This window comes from Herbidospora cretacea (assembly GCF_001570605.1).
GTDB lineage: Bacteria > Actinomycetota > Actinomycetes > Streptosporangiales > Streptosporangiaceae > Herbidospora > Herbidospora cretacea.
The window spans coordinates 430,959-447,153 of record NZ_BBXG01000003.1; the positions used below are offsets into that span (position 1 = coordinate 430,959).

Below are 16,195 nucleotides of genomic sequence, written 5' to 3' on the forward strand. Positions count from 1 at the left end.
GTCATGTCGGAAGTCGTCCCGCTGCCATCCTTTGGCGAGGTGTTCTTTGACGCCCGAGGTCAAGACCGCGTTCTGCGGGTGACCTGGCACGAGGGGACCCTCGTGCTGAGCCTGTGGCGGGGCGAGATGTGCACCGCCAGTTTCCGCATGCCCATGGACGACGTCGGCCGCCTCCTGGAGACCCTCCAGATCGGCTACGCCGAGGCCACCGGGCAGGCGTCGGGCCACCCCGACCAGCCGGGCACGGGCCCGTTCCCGGTTCCCGACCTCGGCGACTACCCGGGCGAATACCCCGGCACGGGGCAGTACTCCCGCCCGCCGGCCCCCGAGCAGCAGCCGGCCCCCGTCCAGCAGCCGCAGTACCCGCCGTTCCCGCAGGAACAGCCCATGCCCGTCGGCGGCTACGACACCGGCGGCTATCCCGAGTACCCCGAGGCCACCCCCGCCTACGGCCAGCCCGCCCCGGCGGCGCCGGCCGCGCTGGGCCCCAACGACGTGCTGGTCGCCCGGGGCGCGCCCACGCGCGACCGCCTCGTGGCCGTCGACCAGCAGGCCCCGCCGCGTGAGCGGCCGCGCCGCCAGGCCCCGCCGCCCCAGGACTTCCCGCCGATCGACGGCCCCGTCCCGGCCGAGCCGGTCTACCAGTTCCCGTCGCCGATCCCCGGCCGCCCGGCCTACCAGTTCGAGCCGGAGTCGGAGCCCGAGCCGCAGCACTTCGCGGCCGACCCCTACCAGCCGGACGCGAACCTCTACCAGACCGGCAGCTACCAGCCGCCGATGCCGCCGCAGCAGCAGATGCCGCCGCAGATGCCGCAGCACGTGCCGCCGATGCCGCCGCAGCAGTACCAGGGTTTCCCGCCGGAGCCCCAGCGGCCCCACCTCGTCGAGGCCCCGCCGCCCTTCCCGCAGTCGGAGCAGCCCGGATATCCCCAGGGCTACGCCCAGGGCGCCGTCTACTCGACCGACCCCTCGTTCCAGCCGCCGCCGCAGCAGTACCCGCCGCAGCAGTACGCCGACCCCCGCTACCAGCAGCCGCAGCCGCCGCAGCAGCAGGGCGTCGACCCCAACGACCCGCTGGGCCTCGGCCCGGTCTCGCGTCCCTACGTGGAGGGACAGCAGCCGCCGCAGATGTACGCGACGGGCGAGCGGGTGCGTCCCGACGGGGTCGACGAGAGGCGTGATTGGAGCTAGGAGACATACGATGACCGCTTGATGGAAGCGATCACCGTACTGCAGTTGCTGGCCCTCCCCGCAGGGGCGCTCGCCGTGTCGGCGTTCGCCCGGCGGATGGACTGGAATGTTCCCCTCCTCCTCGTACTCGCCGGGTTGATCGCGTCGATCCTCCCGTTCGTCCCGGAATACGAACTGAGCCCCGAGATCGTGCTCTTCGTGTTCCTGCCTCCCCTGCTCTACTCGGCCGCCCTCGACAGCTCCTACCTGCGGCTCCGCGACGTGCAGCGGCCCGTCATGCTGCTCTCGATCGGGCTCGTGCTGTTCACGACCGCCGTCGTGGGATGGGTCACCTACCTCCTGGTCCCCGAGCTCACGATCCCGGCGGCCATCGCGTTCGGCGCCATCGTCGCCCCGCCCGACGCCGTCGCGGCCGTCGCCGTCGGGCGCAAGCTCGGGCTGCCCCGCCGCGTCATGACCGTGCTGATCGGCGAGAGCCTGTTCAACGACGCCACCGCGCTGACCGCCTACCGGGTCGCCATCGGCGTGATCGCCGGCGGCGGCGTGACGTTCCTCACCGCGGGCGGGCAGTTCCTGTTCGCGGCCGGCGTCGGCCTGGCCATCGGCCTGGCCATCGCCTTCGTCGCGGGCAAGATCCTGACCCGGATCAAAGACGCCCTGGTGGCCAACTCGATCTCCCTGCTGGTGCCGTGGGGCGCCTACCTGGCGGCCGAGGTCGTGCACGCCTCGGGCGTGATCTCCGTCGTCGTGGTGGGCATCTACCTGGGCCACCAGATGAGCCGGACCTCGTACGGGACCCGGCTTTTGTCGGCCGCCGTGTGGCGGATCATGGACTTCCTGCTCGAAGGCATCGTCTTCGCCCTGATCGGCCTGCAGCTGCTGCCGCTGATCGCCGGGCTGGAGGGCTACGACCCCGCCACCGTCGTCATGTACGCGCTCGTGCTGTTCCTGGTGACGGTGGCGGCCCGGGCGATCTGGATGGTCCCGGGCATCTACCTGCCCCGGATCCTGTCCAAGAAGATCCGCGCCAGGGAGAAGAAGGTGCCCTGGCAGAACGTCGTCACGCTGAGCTGGGCCGGGATGCGGGGCGTGGTGTCACTGGCGGCGGCCTTCGCGCTGCCGGCCGACGTGCCGCAGCGCGACCTGCTGCTGTTCCTGACCTTCGCCGTGGTGATCGGGACGCTGGTCGTCCAGGGGCTGTCGTTCCCCTGGCTGATCCGCAAGCTCGGGATCTCCAACGAGCGCGAGCGGTTCGAAGACGATCTGTCCGAGGCCGCGGCCCAGCAGGCCGCCGCGGCGGCGGCGACCGCCCGGCTCGACGAGCTGGTGGCCGAGGGCGTGCTGGAGATCCACGAAGAGGTCGTGCAGGGTCTGCGCGACCGGTCCGAACGGGTCGCGCGGATGGCGTGGGAGCGGCTCGGCGGCGGCACCGGGCCCGAGGGCGAGGAGACGCCCGCGACCGTCTACCGGCGACTGCGCCGGGAGATGCTCGCCGCCGAGCGGGCCGTCTTTATCCGGCTCCGCGACCAGCGCAGGATCGACGACGAGGTGCTGCGCCGGATCATGTCGGAGCTCGACTTCGAAGAGGCGACCCTCGAACGCGACTAGCGCGTCCCTCTGACGCGTCCCCCTAGTGCATCACGTTGTCGACGAAGCACCACTTCCACGTCTCACCCGGTTCGAACGACTGCATCACCGGGTGAGAGGTGTCCTTGAAGTGGCCGGTGGCGTGCCGGCGCGGCGACGAGTCGCAGCAGCCGATATGACCGCAGTCCAGACACTTGCGCAGATGGACCCAGCGGGTGCCCTCGCGCAGGCACTCCTCGCACCCCTGCGGAGAGGTCGGCGCCGGGTCGCCCGCGATCTCCAGATGTTCACACATTCCCATGCTTTTGATCGTACGACTCCGCATCCGGCACAATCCGACCTGCCCCTTTGTGATGGGGCGCTTAGGGCAGGATTTCGTGCATTAGGCTCCAGGCCATGCGACTCCTCCCTCTTGCCGTGGTCCCCCTGTCGCTCGTTCTGCTCACCGGTTGCGGTGAGATCAACGAGATCACCGGGGCGATCGACAAGACGCAGCAGTGTATTCAGGCCGTCGGCATCGTGACCGAGACGGTGGAGAAGGTGACCGGCCTGGCGAGCGACCCGCAGGCGGTCGAGACGGCCCTCGCCGACGGGGCGAAGAAACTGGAGACCCTGGCCAACGACGCCGCCAACACGACCTTGCAGGAGGCCGCGAACGACGTCGCCGCGAAGCTCAACGCGTTCGACGTCCAGGACGCCAACGACGCCGTCGACGCTCTCCAGAAACTCGCCACCGACTCCCTCCAGTGGGCCGACACGCTCAGCGCCGCCTGCACCTCAGGGGAGTAGCATTCCGGCATCTCATGCCGGAATTGTTGTGAAATATCCTTTTTGCTATGGACGGAGACGAACCGGACCCCCGGTTCACCCTGGCGAACGAACGTACCTTTCTGACCTGGCTGAGCACCTCCCTCGCCCTGTGCGCGGGAGGTGTCGCCATGGCGGCGGTCCCGCCCCACCTCTTCGTCCCCTGGGTCCGCACCACGCTCGCCGTCGTCCTCGTGCTGCTGTCGGCCGTGGCGGCGGCGTTCGCGTATCCGCGCTGGCGCCGGGTCCAGACGGCCCTGCGCCGCGCCGAACCCCTCCCGCCGCCGAGGCTCGCGCCCCTGTTCGGCTACGGGGTCGCCGGGGTCGCCGTGCTGGCCCTGGTGCTGATCCTTGTCGGATAGAGGCACCTGGGACCCGGGCCTGCAGAGTGAGCGGACCCGGCTGGCGTGGGTCCGCACCGCCACCGCGCTGGCGACCTTCGGTCTCGGCGGGGCCGGGGTGGTCGCCCGGGACTCCGGGCCCGCCGCGGCCGTCGCGTTCTTCGGGGTCGCGGCGCTGCTGGGGGCGGTCACGCTGCTGCGTACGGGACGGCGGTTCCGGCGGGTGCAGGAGGCGCTGCACCAGCAGCGCCCGTTCGAGCACGGCGGCGACGCGCTGACCCTGTGGTTCGGGGTGCTGGCCGCGGTGGCCGGCGGCATCGTTTTCGTGGTTTTCTGACCGTTTTGCCGGGCGGTGACGGTCGGGTCCATAGCCTGCTGGATATGCGTGCCATCTCCACCAGCGGCTCCGGGCTCGTGGACGTCGACGTGCCCGAGCCCCAGCTCCGCCCACACGACCTCCTCGTCCAGGTCGAGGCGGTCTCGGTCAACCCGGTCGACGTGAAGATCGCCGCGAGCGCCGGCGACGAGCGGCGGATCCTCGGCTTCGACGCCGCCGGGACCGTCGTACGGGCCGGACCGGAAGTCACCGGGTTCACCGTCGGTGACGAGGTCTACTACTCCGGGGACGTCACCCGTCAGGGCGCCGACGCCGAGCTGCACGCCGTCGACGCGCGGATCGCCGGGCACAAGCCGGGGAACCTGTCGATGGCCGAGGCCGCCGCCGTGCCGCTGACCACGATCACGGCCTGGGAGTCGCTCTTCACCCACTTCGGGGCCGACGCCGGCACGACCGGCACCCTCCTCGTCGTCGGGGCGCCCGGCGGGGTCGGGTCGATGCTGGTGCAGCTCGCCAAGCAGCTCACGTCGCTGCGGGTGATCGGCACGGCCTCCCGCCCCGAGACCCGCGAGCGGGTGCTGGCCCTGGGCGGCGACGCGACCGTCGACCACCGTTCGCTGGCCGCGTCGGTCAAGGACGTCGCGCCCGACGGGGTGGACTTCCTGTTCTCGCCCTTCTCGGAGGGCAACATCGAGACCTACGCCGAGATCGTCAAGCCGTTCGGGCACGTCGTGGCCATCGACGACCACCACGTCGACGTCTTCCCGCTCAAGTCGAAGAGCATCGCCTGGCACTGGGAGCTCATGTTCACCCACGCGATCTACCAGACGCCGGACATGGCCTCCCAGGGACGGCTGCTCGACGAGACCGCCCGCCTGCTGGACGAGGGCCGCCTGCGCACCACCCTCGGCACCGAGATCGCCGACTTCAGCGCGGCCGGGCTCCGCCGGGCCCACGAACTCGTCGCGGACGGCAAGGCGGTCGGCAAGGTCGTCGTCACGCGCTAGCCGATGACGTCAGTCGGAGGTGGCGGCGGCGATCGTCTCGGCGACCTCGACGGCCCGCTCGTCCTCCTCCTTGGCGAAGCGTTCCTCGTCGAGCTTCTCGGCGATCTCCTCGTCCTGGCGCATCAGGTCGTCGAGGTTCTGCCCGGCCATGTCGAGAACGCCCATGTCCATGTAGGCCTGCTGGAGCCGGGGGCTCCACAGCCCGATGTCCTTCACGCACGGGACGATGCGGCTGAACAGCAGCGACCGGAAGATCTGCAGGTAGCGCGACTGGTCGACGAGCTTGTGGGCCTCCTCGACCTCGTTCTTCGACAGGCCCAGGGCCTCCCACTGCTCCCGGCCGCGCAGCCTGTCGCGCATCAGCCAGCAGCCCTCGATCACGAAGTCCTCGCGCTCGCGGCGTTCGGCGTCGGTCAGGCCGGCGTAGTAGTCGCGCAGCGCCATGCGGCCGAAGGCGACGTGGCGGGCCTCGTCCTGCATGACGTAGGCGAGGATCTGCTTGGGGAGCGGCTTGGTGGTCATGTCGCGCATGACGCCGAAGGCGGCCAGGGCCAGGCCCTCGATGAGGACCTGCATGCCCAGATAGGGCATGTCCCAGCGGGAGTCGCTCAGCGTGGAGTCGAGCAGCGACTTCAGGTAGGGGTTGATCGGGTAGGCCAGGCCGACCTTCTCCTGGAGGAACCGGGCGTAGGTCTCGGCGTGGCGGGCCTCGTCCATGGTCTGGGTGGCGGCGTAGAACTTCGAGTCCAGGTCCGGCACGGACTCCACGATGCGGGCCGAGCAGATCATCGCGCCCTGTTCGCCGTGGAGGAACTGGGAGAACTGCCAGGCGGCCCCGTGGCGGCGGACCTCCTTGCGGGTCTGCTCGTCCATGCGGTGCCACAGGGGCGAGTCGTAGATCGCGATGGTCTCGTCGGGGAGGCCGAGCACGTTGTAGGGGTCGACCTCCAGGCCCCAGTCGACGCGCTTCACCGAGTCCCACTGCTTGTCCTTGCCCTTCTGGTAAAGGGCCAGCATGCGGTCGCGGCCTTCGTCGTACTCCCAGGTGAACCGGGCTGAGCCGGCCATCTGGACGTCCCACGTGCGCAGTTCCGCGGGGATGGTGTAGAGCTCGTGCGTCGACACGTGTGGGCCTCCCGTACGTACGCTGTACGTCTCGACAGTGACACGCAGCTTACCGCCGGTCAATACTGGTCAGGTGCCACCGTTGAGCCGCCACCGGATCGTCGCCGCCGCCATCGACCTGATCGAACGCGAGGGGGCCGACGCGGTCTCCATGCGCCGGATCGCCGCCGACCTCGGGGTCGGCGTGATGTCCCTCTACAACCACGTGCCGAACAAGTCGGCGCTGCTCGACGCGGTGTCCGAGGCGGTCCTGTCCGAGATCGAGTTCACCGACGACCCGGCCGCGCCGTGGACCGAACGGGTCCGGCTCCAGGCCCGCGCGTTCCGCCAGATCGCCCACTCCCACCCCCGGTCGACCATGGTCGTGGTGAGCCGCCAGCTCAAGTCGGCGGCCGGGATGCTGCCGGTCGAACGGGCCCTGTCGACCCTGCGCGGCGCGGGGTTCGGCGAGGACGAGGCGGTGCGGATCTTCCGGGTCTTCATCGCGTACGTCGTCGGGTCGCTCCTGCGGGAGGTCGGGGTGACCCCGACGTTCGCCCCCGTCCACGGGGCGATCCGGGCCGACGACATCGATCCGGAGCTGTTCCCCGAGATCGGCGCCCTGGCGCCGCACCTGTCCACCTGCGACCACGACGCCGAGTTCGACTTCGGGCTCGACCTGCTGATCGCGGCCATCGCGGGGCGGCTCGCCGGTCGTACCGGCTGATCATTCGGCCCGCAGCGCCGCGCCGAGCGGGAGCCGGGCGGCGCGGCGGCCGGGGGACAGCGCCAGCCCGAGCGCCGCGACCAGGGCGGCCGGGGCCAGCCACACCAGCCCGGCCGACGGCGGGACGTACTGCAGCGGCATCATCCCCGCGGCGAGCCGCCACAGCGCCCGGCCCAGCGCCAGCCCCAGCGGCGCCCCCGCGACCAGGCCGATCACCGTCGTCACCACGCCCTGCACCACCACGACGCCGCGCGTCTGGCCCGGCGTCATGCCCAGCGCCCGCAGCACCGCCAGCTCACGGCCCCGGCGGCGGACGGCGGTGAACAGGGCGTGCGCGGTCGCCCCCAGCGCCAGGACGGTCAGGAACCCGCCCAGGGCGACCGGCAGCACCGCGACGTTGCGGATCTCGGCCCGCTGCGGCGGCGCGAACGGCGGGAACACCAGCAGACGGCCGCCGGACCACTCGACGATCCGGGCGCTCACCTCCAGGGGGTCCCGGCCCGGCTCGACGAAGACCAGCCCGCCGTGCTCCTTGAAGCCGGTGAAGACCGCGTCATAGGCAGCGGGGGTGATCCACGCGCCGGTGTCGTAGTCGCTCGTGGTGCTCTCGACCGCGAAGCCCAGACCGCTGACGCGCAGCAGCCGGGTGCCCGAGTCGCCGGTCAGCGGGATCCGGTCGCCGACGCCGGCCTTGAGCTCGCGGGCGGTCGTCAGACCGAGCACCACCTCGTCGGAGTGGACGGGTTCGGCCCCCTGTGTCAGCACGAGCGGCACCGGCGCCCCCACCGGGTCGTAGGTGTGGGAGACCACGCTGACCTGGCCCGACCGGCCCGCCGCCACCCGGAGGTCGAGCACCCCGGCCACTCCCGGCACGGCCGCGATCGACCGCAGCGCCGGCCGTGACGGCGTGGAGTCGCGGCCGTCGTGGCCGAACACCACCATGAGGGCGTAGTGCTGGCCGAAGCGTTCGGGCCGGCTCCCCGCGTCGGCCACCCCGGCCGCGAAGGTGGCCGCCGCGACCACGCCGAGCACACCGGTCACCGCGCCCAGGAGGGCGACCCCGTTGCCCGGTCCGAGCGTGAACCGCAGGCCGGTGGTCACCGGCACGGGCAGGGAGAGCCGGGTCAGTCCCGACCGGCGGGGTGCCACCGCCGGCGCGGGCAGGAGTGTGACCATCGCCGCGCCCGCCGTGACCAGAGCGGTCGCGAGCGTCCAGCCCGGGAGCAGTACCAGCCAGTCGGGGTCGAGGCCGGGGGAGGGCTCGTAGAGGGCGGCGGTCCCGTAGGGCAGCCATTGGGAGGCGACGATCGCCGCGGCGATCCCGGCCCCGGCACCCAGGAACGCGGCGGGGCCGACGACCGCGGCCGTCGCCGTGGCGGCCTGACGCTGGGTCATCCCGACCGAGGTCAGCACGCGGAGGTCGGCGGCGGACGTGGTGGCGTACCGGAAGACGGCCTGTCCGACCAGGACCGTCGCGGTGAGGAACGCCGCGACGGCGAAGACCAGGAGGCAGCCGCTCTCGAACCCGATCACCTGACGCACGTGGTGCAGCGACTCCGCGCGCTCGATGACCTCGACGTCGCCGCGCCCGGCCAGCCACGCCCGCAGCGCCGGCAGACCGCCGCCGGTCACCCGGACCAGCCCGTTCAGGGGCACTTGGCGCTCGGGGCCCAGGATCTCGTCCGGGTACGCGGCCACCAGGCCGGGTGAGGGGATGAGACGGCCTCGTCCGCCGGGCTCGTCGACGTACCAGGACGAGCGGACCACCCCGACGATCGTGACCGGCACCCGCGGGCCGGCCGGCGGAGCGGGGCGGGCGCCCACGATCGCGCTCGCCAGGTCCCGCGGTGCCGGCAGCAGCACGGTGACCCGGCGGCCCACCCCGAAGCCCCGGGCAGCGAAGGCCGGGGTGACCACCGCCTCGTTCGGGCTCGACGGATCGGGCAGCCGCCCGGCCAGGACGACCGGGCGCTCGATCGCGCTCATCGCCTCGGTGTCGGCGGCGACGAACGCCGACGGCGCGTCGTCGCCCGGGTCCTCCGCCACCGGCACCGAGCTGTACCCCGGGAACGTCGTCACCGCCTCCACCCGCGGCAACGCCCGCAGGCCAGGCCAGTCGAAGCCGGCCTGGTTGGGCAGCACGACGGCGGTCGCCGGAGCCGTCACGGCCAGCAGGCGGTCGACCGCGCCGTCACCCCGCCGGGCCCCCGCCACCGCGGTCAGCACGGTGGCGGTCCCGAACGCCACGAGGAGCGCCAGGACGAGCAGCGACCGGCCGCGCCGCCTCAGTTCGAGACTCGGCCAGACCGTGATGATCCCGTCCATGCCCGGCAGTCTGGGCCGTGATCACCTGCCCGGCCAGGGGGTTGACCCCCTAGTACCAGTTGTGGCTCTGGAAGTGACCCCACGCCCCGCACGGCGAGCCGTAACGGCCCTTGATGTAGCCGATGCCCCAGCGGATCTGGGTCCTCGGGTTGATCCGCCAGTCCCAGCCGGCCCGGCCCATCTTGTCGCCGGGGAGCGCCTGCGGGATCCCGTACGCGCCCGACCAGCGGTTGCGCGCCCTGTGGTTCCAGTTGCTCTCACGGGTCCACAGGCTGTCGAGGCAGCGGAACTCCCGGCGCGCCCAGTCCCGGCGGGTGATCAGCCGGTGGGCGTACATCTTGCTGGTCGCCTTGGTCGAGCCACGCTTCTTCCAGGTGTGGCCGTCGTGCTCGCCGACACAGGCGGAGGCGGGGGCGGCCCCGGCGAGCGCGGCGAACGTGAGCATGGCCGCGAGGGTGCCGCGACGTGCGCTGATGCTGTCCAAATCGGTCCTTGTCATCGGGTCGCGTGCGGCTCCGGGTCTCTCGAGACCCGACTCCGGTACGCCCATGGCTCGCGCGCACCGGTCCGCGCGGCCCGGCCGGGATCAACAGACCGACCCCCGGCGGGCACCGCGACGTTTGCTTCCAGGCAGATTCACGACGCGAGACGCGACCGGCCCGCGGCCGTCCTCGTCTCGTTCTCTAGCGCGGATTGAAGTACGCCGGACGACCGCGCCGCCGCGTCTTCGACCCTCCGGGGACGGTTGTTTGCCGACCCCGTGCCAAGCCCCGGCGATCACACGGCCCGGCGCTGGCCCGGCAGGTCGCACGGCAGGTGTCCCGTTGACGGGGAAATGCCCGCGGCCTGGGGTTTCAGGCGGGTGCCACGTGGTGACCGGGACGAATGTGACGCTGGGTAGAGTCGGCCCATGACGAATCTCGACATCCCCGTGACCACCCTCGACGGCCGGGCGACGACGCTCGGCGACCTCCTCCAGGGGCGTTCGGCACTGGTCGTGAACGTGGCGTCCAAGTGTGGCCTGACCCCGCAGTACACCGGCCTGGTCCGGCTCCAGGAGTCCTTCGCCGACCGTGGCTTCACGGTCGTCGGCGTGCCGTGCAACCAGTTCATGGGCCAGGAGCCCGGCACCGCCGAGGAGATCCAGGAGTTCTGCTCCGTCACCTACGGCGTCGACTTCCCGCTGCTCGACAAGGCCGACGTCAACGGCGAGGACCGCCACCCCCTCTACCGCGCGCTCGTCGGCGACGGCGAGGACATCAAGTGGAACTTCGAGAAGTTCACCATCAACGCCGACGGCGAGGTGACCGCCCGGTTCGCCCCCCAGATCGAGCCGGAGTCGGCCGAGGTCGTCGCGGCCATCGAGAAGAACCTGTAGGGCGAACGGCAAGTTTCGGTCATGCGGGCGCGCCGCCGGGCGGGCCCGCCCGGCCGTCCTCGTAGGAAGAGAGCACCGGCCCGACCTCTTCGGGACAGCTTCCCAGCGGCCGGAGTCCGCTGATCTTTCCGGGGGAGGGCCATGGTCGCGGCGCGTGCCCTCGCCTGCGCAGGGCTTCTGTGGACCTGTCTGGCCGCCGCCGCGCCGGTCCGGCACGACGTGGCCGACACGTTCGTCACGGGTGACCAGGCGACGGTCGAGTTCTTCGACGGATGGGGCGCTCCGGCGGGCCCCCACCGCCCCGTCAGCGACGACCTGCCGTTCACCGGCGCGCCCCTGGAGGCGCTGGGGGTCGCCGCGTCGGGGCTGGCGCTGACCGGCGTGCTGCTGGCCGTCGGGGCGCGCCGCCGCAGGCGGGCCGTCGTGCGGCGGCTGACGTGAGGTGGGCGCGGGTCGGCTGGGCCCGCCTCGGCTGGAAGCGCAGGGGCTGGCTGCGGACCTCCGTCGCGGCGACCGCGCTGACCGCCACCACGATCGGCGTGGCCTGGCCCGTCTACCTCGGGGTCTGCGCGGGGCGGCACCTGGCCGACGCCAGGGCCGCGTTCAAGCGGCTCGCCGACTCCACCCGGCTGGTCCCGCCCGGTCCCGAGGTCGCCGCCCGGGTCCGCGAGGCGCGCGGCAGCGCGGAGGCCGCGATGCGGTACACCTCCGGCCGTGACTGGGCGCTGCTGGCCCATCTCCCGTTCTCCGGCGGGCCGGCGAGGACGGCCAGGACCTACGCGCGGGCCGCGCTCGACCTGGCCACGGGCCTGGAACTGCTGCTGGAGCACGACCAGGCCCGGATCCCGCAGGCCCTCACCCACCTCCAGGCCGCCCGCGCCGCGCTGCCCCAGGTCGCCGCGCTGCGCCGGGTCGACACGCTGGCCGCGCTGGCCGGGCTGCGCGGCCGGTTCCTGGTCGCCGTGCAGAGCCCCGACAGGGCCCGCGCGACCGGGGGAGTGGTGCGCGGGTTCGGGGTGGTCACGATCGCGCCGACCGGCTGGACCGTCGAACCGGTCCGCCAGGTCCCCAACGAGCCCCCCGGCCCGGCCTTCGACCTCGGGGCCGGTTACGCCGCCCGCTACGGCACCGACGCCACCCGCGAGCTGGCGTCGTCGAACCGGTCACCGCACTTCCCGTACGCCGCCCGCGTCTGGGCCGCCCACCACGGGCTGCCGGTCGACGGCGTGATCGGCGCCGACGCGGCCACGCTCGCTCGGCTGTCGGGCCTGGCCGGGCTGCCCGGCCTGATGAGGGTCATCGACCAGGGGCACATCCGGATCTGGGCGTCCGACCCGGCGCGGCAGCGGCTGCTGGAGCGCACCCCGCTCGCCGGGACGCTGACGCCCGCCCCCGGTCCGTTCGCGTACGTCGTCGTCAACGACGCCGGAGGCGAGGGGATCGGCCGCAGGCTCGACCGCACCGTCGAGTACCGGGTGTCCCCGGAGTGCGGCAGCACGGTCTCGGCGACGCTGCGCAACGGCGACGGCGACGGGAAGGTCTGGGTCTCGGTGTTCACCTCGGTGGGGTCGCGGCTGGAGAAGGCCTACCTCGACGGGAAGGTCGCGAACCTGGAGGAGGAGGTCGAGCACGGCCACCCGGTCTTCTCCACGACGCTCGACCTGGCCGCCGGGGCGACCCGGACGCTGGAGCTGCGGATCGCCGAGCCCGCCTCCACGGCCGCGCCGGTCGTGCCGGAGCAGCCGATGGCCAAGCCGCAGCGGACCGTGATCACCACCGGTGTCACGGCCGGGGTCAGCGACGGGGACCGCAGCTGCTCCTGACGATCAGCTCGGTCGGCAGGGACACCGTCCGGGGCCTGCGGCCGTGCCGCAGGACCAGTTCGGCGGCGCGGTAGCCCACGTCGGAGGCCGGTTGCGCGATCACGGTCAGCGGGGGCGAGCACAGCTCCGCCCACGGGACGTCGTCGAACATGATGAGCGACAGGTCGCGCGGGATGCGCACATAGAGCTCGCGGGCGGCCAGCACGGCGGCCTCGCCGAGCATGTTCCCCCCGGCGATCACCGCCGTCAGGTCGGCCCGGCGCTGGAACAGCCCGGCCGCGGCTGCGTAGGCCGAGTCGCGGCTGGCCCGCGCGAAGACCACCAGGTCCTCGTCGAGCAGGTCGCCCATCGCCTCGCGGAAGGCCGCGACCCGCTGGTTCATGCCCTGCCGGGCCAGGAAGCCGATCTTGCGGTGGCCGAGCCCGGTCAGGTATTCGATGGCGGTGCGCAGCCCGGAGCGGTCGTCGGACAGCACGGCCGGGACCTCGTCGAGGGTGCGCGCGTGGCTGCCGGGCGACCACACGCGGCGGTCGGCGAACACGACGTTCAGCCCGGCCCGCACCGCGCTGGCCCACATCTCGCCGTCGCCGCTCGGCACCGCGATGATCCGGTCCATGCTCTGCTCCAGCAGGCCGCCGACCAGGTCGGCCTCCTGCTCGGCGTCGTCGCCGGTCACCCCGATCGTCACCGGCTCGCGGTAGGACCGGGCGCACGACAGCACGCCGTCGCACAGGCGCGCGTAGAAGCCGTCGGTGATGTCGGGGACGAGCAGCGCGACCCCGCCGCTGCGCTGCTGGCGGAGGTTGCGGCCGAGGGCGCTGGGCCGGTAGTCGAGCTTGGTCGCCGCGTCGAGCACCCGCTCCCGGGTCTCCGCGCTGGCCGACCCGCCCGACAACACCCGCGACACCGTCGCCACCCCGACTCCCGCCAGTTCGGCGACGTCCTTGATGGTGATCCGGCGCGGTCCAGGAGTACTCATGGAAACGATTCCATCATCATTCCATCGTCACGGCCAGTCTCGGAACGATAACGCGACACTCGATGACGAGCGGAAACCGGGCGAGTCGCTTGACACAGATGTCCGGTTCGGGTGAGATGCATGAAAACGTATCCACATTTCCCTCAATGGGGAGGCGGCGCCGGGGTTCGCGCGTGCCTTCCGGAGCGCGAAGGACGGGCATGGCATCTATCGTTCTGAACAACGTCGACAAGATCTACGCGGGCGGGGTCAAGGCCGTGAACGGCCTCAACCTGGAGATCAAGGACGGCGAGTTCATGGTTCTCGTCGGCCCTTCGGGCTGTGGCAAGTCCACCGCCCTCCGCATGATCGCCGGCCTTGAGGACATCAGCGGCGGCGAGATCGTCATCGGCGACCGGGTGGTGAACCACCTCCCGCCGAAGGACCGCGACATCGCGATGGTGTTCCAGAACTACGCCCTCTACCCGCACATGACGGTCGAGGAGAACCTGGCCTTCGGCCTCAAGCTCCGCAAGATGAGCAAGCCCGAGATCGCCAAGCGCGTCAACGAGGCCGCCAAGATGCTGGGCCTGGAGCAGTACCTCAAGCGCAAGCCGGCCGCCCTCTCCGGTGGTCAGCGCCAGCGTGTCGCGATGGGCCGCGCCATCGTGCGCGAGCCGCAGGCCTTCCTCATGGACGAGCCGCTGTCCAACCTCGACGCCAAGCTCCGCGTGTCGATGCGCGCCTCGCTCAACCAGCTCCACGAGCGCCTCGGCGTCACCACCGTCTACGTCACCCACGACCAGGTCGAGGCCATGACCCTCGGCGACCGGGTCTGCGTGCTCCGCGACGGCATCCTCCAGCAGGTCGACACCCCGCAGAACCTGTTCGACAAGCCGGTCAACCTGTTCGTCGCCGGCTTCATGGGCTCCCCGTCGATGAACTTCGCCTACGCCGAGCTGGTCCGCGACGGCGCGGGCGCGGCCGTGGCCTTCGCCGGCTACAAGCTCCCGGTGCCCGACTCGGCGTTCGCCGAGAAGGCCGGTCTCGACCGCTACATCGGCAAGCGCATCATCCTCGGCATCCGCCCCTCCGACTTCGAGGACGCGGTCGCCGCGAACGGCTCCTCCGCCGGCTGGGCCCGCGTGCCCGTCAAGGCCAACGTGACCGAGGAGCTCGGCTCCGAGATCAACGTGCTGTTCACCATCGACGCCCCGCCGGTCGAGCACAAGGACACCGTCGCGGCCGCCAACGACGGTGACGAGGAAGAGGCCGCCACCCTGCCGCTCTCGGGCGACAAGTCGCTGTGGACCGCCCGCGTGAACGCCCGCAGCCACGTGCGCCCCGGCCAGAACATCGAACTGGTCGTGGACACCCACAACCTGCACTTCTTCGACGTCGAGAGCGGTCTGTCCATCGGCCACCCGGCCAACGTCGGCCGCTGACGGCATCCCCTTCAACGGCAGAGCCCGCCCCGCCGGCTTCCCCCCTCCGTTCGGCCGGGCGGGCTCTGTCCTTCTCTCACTCGTTCGCGCAGGTCGCGTACGCCCGGACGCTCCACTCACGGCTCGTGGTGCTCAGCTCGTGCGCGTACGTGATGGCGGTCTCGTTGGTCGGGATGAAATAGGTGAGGATGGTCTCACCGGCCGCGCCGGGGATCGAGAATCCCGCGCTCAGCGTCTGCTTCCCCTCGGGACAGGGCCGGACGGCGCCCTTGTCCACGGAGTTCTCGTCGCTCTCCTCGTACACGACCTGGAGCCCGGAGGGCGCGTCCTCGACGCAGATCGCGAACACCCGCAGGTAGTAGTTGCCGCCGTAGCCGCGGTGGTTCTCCTTCGTCTCCACGAAGACGTCGTGGAGGGTGGGGATCAGCCCGGTGACGCTCACGTTGCCCCGCGCCCCCTCCAGCTGGTAGCCGGAGCCGACCAGCCAGTCGCCCTCGTGGCAGGCGAGCGCGAGCGTCTTGGGGTTGGGGTGTGACGCGGTCGTCTGGTAGCGGATGTAGGTGTTCGTGCGCGGGTTCCCGCACACGGCCCACACCCGGATGGTCCACTCCGCGCTCGTGCCGGCCAGGGTCTCCACGCCGTAGGCGCTGACCGTGTACGCGGTCGGGATGACCTCGTCGATGACGACGGCTCCGCCGCCGCTGGTGATCTCGGCCCCGGTGCCGATCACATGGGTGCCGTCCGGGCAGTGCACCTCGGCGCCCTTGTCGTCGGAATTCCTGTCGCTGACCTCGCTGACCGTGACGCGGCCGGGGACGTCGGCCGACGAAGGGCCCGCGCCCGCGACGACGAGCCCGGCGGCCAGGGCGATGACGAGCGAGACGGCTCTGAATCTGGTGTTCACGGTGTCTCCTTCGCGGGAGCGGCGCCCCCATTCCCGCACGGTGACCCCTGCCGGAGCCCCGTACCGCGCCCTTTTACCCGCCGGTTGCCCGTAGTCGTACATGGACAATTTTCGTCATTTCCCTTTAACGCCCGGGCCCCATGGTTGCCGGTACGCAATCAACACCAGGATCGACACGCAACGACGCCGAAACCGGGGACTGTTTTTCTTTCATTTCGAGGCGCTTCGATTCCGTTATGGGAGGAAACTGTGCGCGTACGA

At 71.7% G+C, this 16,195-nt stretch carries 17 protein-coding genes; 11 read left to right on the forward strand and 6 right to left on the reverse strand.

Annotated elements, in window-relative coordinates; genetic code table 11:
- Positions 1-78: 78 nt before the first annotated feature.
- Both AW270_RS07785 and AW270_RS07790 read left to right on the forward strand, forming a co-directional pair.
- Entirely contained in the window at positions 79-1,191 is a 1,113-nt protein-coding gene (locus AW270_RS07785; protein WP_061292234.1) for a hypothetical protein, read from the forward strand.
- 21 nt (positions 1,192-1,212) lie between these two features.
- Entirely contained in the window at positions 1,213-2,799 is a 1,587-nt protein-coding gene (locus AW270_RS07790) for a Na+/H+ antiporter (RefSeq protein ID WP_061292236.1), read from the forward strand.
- 22 nt (positions 2,800-2,821) lie between these two features.
- Here AW270_RS07790 and AW270_RS07795 read toward each other — a convergent pair whose 3' ends face one another.
- Positions 2,822-3,079 (reverse strand): ubiquitin carboxyl-terminal hydrolase 14, encoded by a 258-nt coding sequence (locus AW270_RS07795; RefSeq protein ID WP_061292239.1) that lies wholly within the window; start codon positions 3,077-3,079, stop codon positions 2,822-2,824.
- Positions 3,080-3,174: 95 nt separating this feature from the next.
- On the opposite strand from AW270_RS07795, the gene AW270_RS07800 reads away from it, so the two are divergent.
- From AW270_RS07800 to AW270_RS07815, 4 genes are read left to right on the forward strand one after another with little or no spacing between them, the layout of a single operon-like run.
- Positions 3,175-3,567: a DUF8711 family protein gene (locus AW270_RS07800; protein WP_061292244.1), complete on the forward strand. Its 393-nt coding sequence runs from the start codon at positions 3,175-3,177 to the stop codon at positions 3,565-3,567.
- A 47-nt stretch (positions 3,568-3,614) separates the two neighbouring features.
- On the forward strand, positions 3,615-3,947 hold the full coding sequence (locus AW270_RS07805; protein WP_061292246.1) for a YidH family protein: 333 nt from the start codon (positions 3,615-3,617) through the stop codon (positions 3,945-3,947).
- Positions 3,937-4,263: a DUF202 domain-containing protein gene (locus tag AW270_RS07810; RefSeq protein WP_061292248.1), complete on the forward strand. Its 327-nt coding sequence runs from the start codon at positions 3,937-3,939 to the stop codon at positions 4,261-4,263. Before AW270_RS07805 ends, AW270_RS07810 begins: the two co-directional genes overlap by 11 nt.
- Before the next feature lie 44 nt (positions 4,264-4,307).
- The gene (locus AW270_RS07815) at positions 4,308-5,270 is read left to right on the forward strand and encodes a zinc-binding alcohol dehydrogenase family protein (RefSeq protein ID WP_061292250.1); all 963 of its coding nucleotides are present in this window, start codon (positions 4,308-4,310) and stop codon (positions 5,268-5,270) included.
- Positions 5,271-5,279: 9 nt separating this feature from the next.
- Here AW270_RS07815 and AW270_RS07820 read toward each other — a convergent pair whose 3' ends face one another.
- A complete protein-coding gene (locus tag AW270_RS07820) occupies positions 5,280-6,395 on the reverse strand; it encodes a ferritin-like domain-containing protein (protein ID WP_061292252.1) in 1,116 nt (371 codons plus the stop codon).
- 73 nt (positions 6,396-6,468) lie between these two features.
- Here AW270_RS07820 and AW270_RS07825 point away from each other — a divergent pair, with 73 nt between their 5' ends.
- Entirely contained in the window at positions 6,469-7,101 is a 633-nt protein-coding gene (locus AW270_RS07825; protein ID WP_061292254.1) for a TetR/AcrR family transcriptional regulator, read from the forward strand.
- Here the strand turns inward: AW270_RS07825 and AW270_RS07830 are convergent, their stop codons facing one another.
- Together AW270_RS07830 and AW270_RS42275 are read right to left on the reverse strand one after the other, a co-directional pair.
- Entirely contained in the window at positions 7,102-9,426 is a 2,325-nt protein-coding gene (locus AW270_RS07830) for an ABC transporter permease (RefSeq protein WP_061292256.1), read from the reverse strand.
- Between the two features lie 49 nt (positions 9,427-9,475).
- A complete protein-coding gene (locus AW270_RS42275; RefSeq protein WP_439649043.1) occupies positions 9,476-9,871 on the reverse strand; it encodes an aggregation-promoting factor C-terminal-like domain-containing protein in 396 nt (131 codons plus the stop codon).
- A gap of 465 nt (positions 9,872-10,336) precedes the next feature.
- Here AW270_RS42275 and AW270_RS07840 point away from each other — a divergent pair, with 465 nt between their 5' ends.
- From AW270_RS07840 to AW270_RS07850, 3 genes are all read left to right on the forward strand, one after another.
- The gene (locus AW270_RS07840; protein WP_061292258.1) at positions 10,337-10,804 is read left to right on the forward strand and encodes a glutathione peroxidase; all 468 of its coding nucleotides are present in this window, start codon (positions 10,337-10,339) and stop codon (positions 10,802-10,804) included.
- 141 nt (positions 10,805-10,945) lie between these two features.
- Positions 10,946-11,245, forward strand: coding sequence for a hypothetical protein (locus AW270_RS07845; RefSeq protein ID WP_061292261.1), 300 nt, complete (start codon positions 10,946-10,948; stop codon positions 11,243-11,245).
- Positions 11,242-12,627 (forward strand): DUF4012 domain-containing protein, encoded by a 1,386-nt coding sequence (locus tag AW270_RS07850; RefSeq protein ID WP_061292263.1) that lies wholly within the window; start codon positions 11,242-11,244, stop codon positions 12,625-12,627. The genes AW270_RS07845 and AW270_RS07850 overlap by 4 nt, the downstream gene beginning before the upstream one ends.
- On the opposite strand, the gene AW270_RS07855 is transcribed toward AW270_RS07850, so the two are convergent.
- Entirely contained in the window at positions 12,599-13,606 is a 1,008-nt protein-coding gene (locus AW270_RS07855; RefSeq protein WP_061292264.1) for a LacI family DNA-binding transcriptional regulator, read from the reverse strand. The two genes, AW270_RS07850 and AW270_RS07855, sit on opposite strands and share 29 nt — an antisense overlap.
- A gap of 200 nt (positions 13,607-13,806) precedes the next feature.
- Between AW270_RS07855 and AW270_RS07860 the strand changes: the two genes are divergently transcribed.
- Positions 13,807-15,030, forward strand: a complete 1,224-nt coding sequence (locus AW270_RS07860; protein WP_061292266.1) for an ABC transporter ATP-binding protein — start codon at positions 13,807-13,809, stop codon at positions 15,028-15,030.
- Between the two features lie 76 nt (positions 15,031-15,106).
- On the opposite strand, the gene AW270_RS07865 is transcribed toward AW270_RS07860, so the two are convergent.
- Positions 15,107-15,934 carry a hypothetical protein gene (locus tag AW270_RS07865; RefSeq protein WP_061292268.1) on the reverse strand — a complete coding sequence of 276 codons (828 nt, stop codon included), beginning with the start codon at positions 15,932-15,934 and terminating at the stop codon, positions 15,107-15,109.
- Positions 15,935-16,195 lie beyond the last annotated feature (261 nt).

What these genes read in the sequence shown, in the direction of transcription:
- AW270_RS42275 (WP_439649043.1), bottom strand. Translation starts at nt 9,871, where the DNA reads ATGCTCACGTTCGCCGCGCTCGCCGGGGCCGCCCCCGCCTCCGCCTGT.
- AW270_RS07855 (WP_061292264.1), bottom strand. Translation starts at nt 13,606, where the DNA reads ATGAGTACTCCTGGACCGCGCCGGATCACCATCAAGGACGTCGCCGAA.
- AW270_RS07790 (WP_061292236.1), top strand. Translation starts at nt 1,213, where the DNA reads ATGGAAGCGATCACCGTACTGCAGTTGCTGGCCCTCCCCGCAGGGGCG.
- AW270_RS07800 (WP_061292244.1), top strand. Translation starts at nt 3,175, where the DNA reads ATGCGACTCCTCCCTCTTGCCGTGGTCCCCCTGTCGCTCGTTCTGCTC.
- AW270_RS07805 (WP_061292246.1), top strand. Translation starts at nt 3,615, where the DNA reads ATGGACGGAGACGAACCGGACCCCCGGTTCACCCTGGCGAACGAACGT.
- AW270_RS07815 (WP_061292250.1), top strand. Translation starts at nt 4,308, where the DNA reads ATGCGTGCCATCTCCACCAGCGGCTCCGGGCTCGTGGACGTCGACGTG.
- AW270_RS07840 (WP_061292258.1), top strand. Translation starts at nt 10,337, where the DNA reads ATGACGAATCTCGACATCCCCGTGACCACCCTCGACGGCCGGGCGACG.
- AW270_RS07795 (WP_061292239.1), bottom strand. Translation starts at nt 3,079, where the DNA reads ATGGGAATGTGTGAACATCTGGAGATCGCGGGCGACCCGGCGCCGACC.
- AW270_RS07860 (WP_061292266.1), top strand. Translation starts at nt 13,807, where the DNA reads ATGGCATCTATCGTTCTGAACAACGTCGACAAGATCTACGCGGGCGGG.
- AW270_RS07845 (WP_061292261.1), top strand. Translation starts at nt 10,946, where the DNA reads ATGGTCGCGGCGCGTGCCCTCGCCTGCGCAGGGCTTCTGTGGACCTGT.
- AW270_RS07830 (WP_061292256.1), bottom strand. Translation starts at nt 9,426, where the DNA reads ATGGACGGGATCATCACGGTCTGGCCGAGTCTCGAACTGAGGCGGCGC.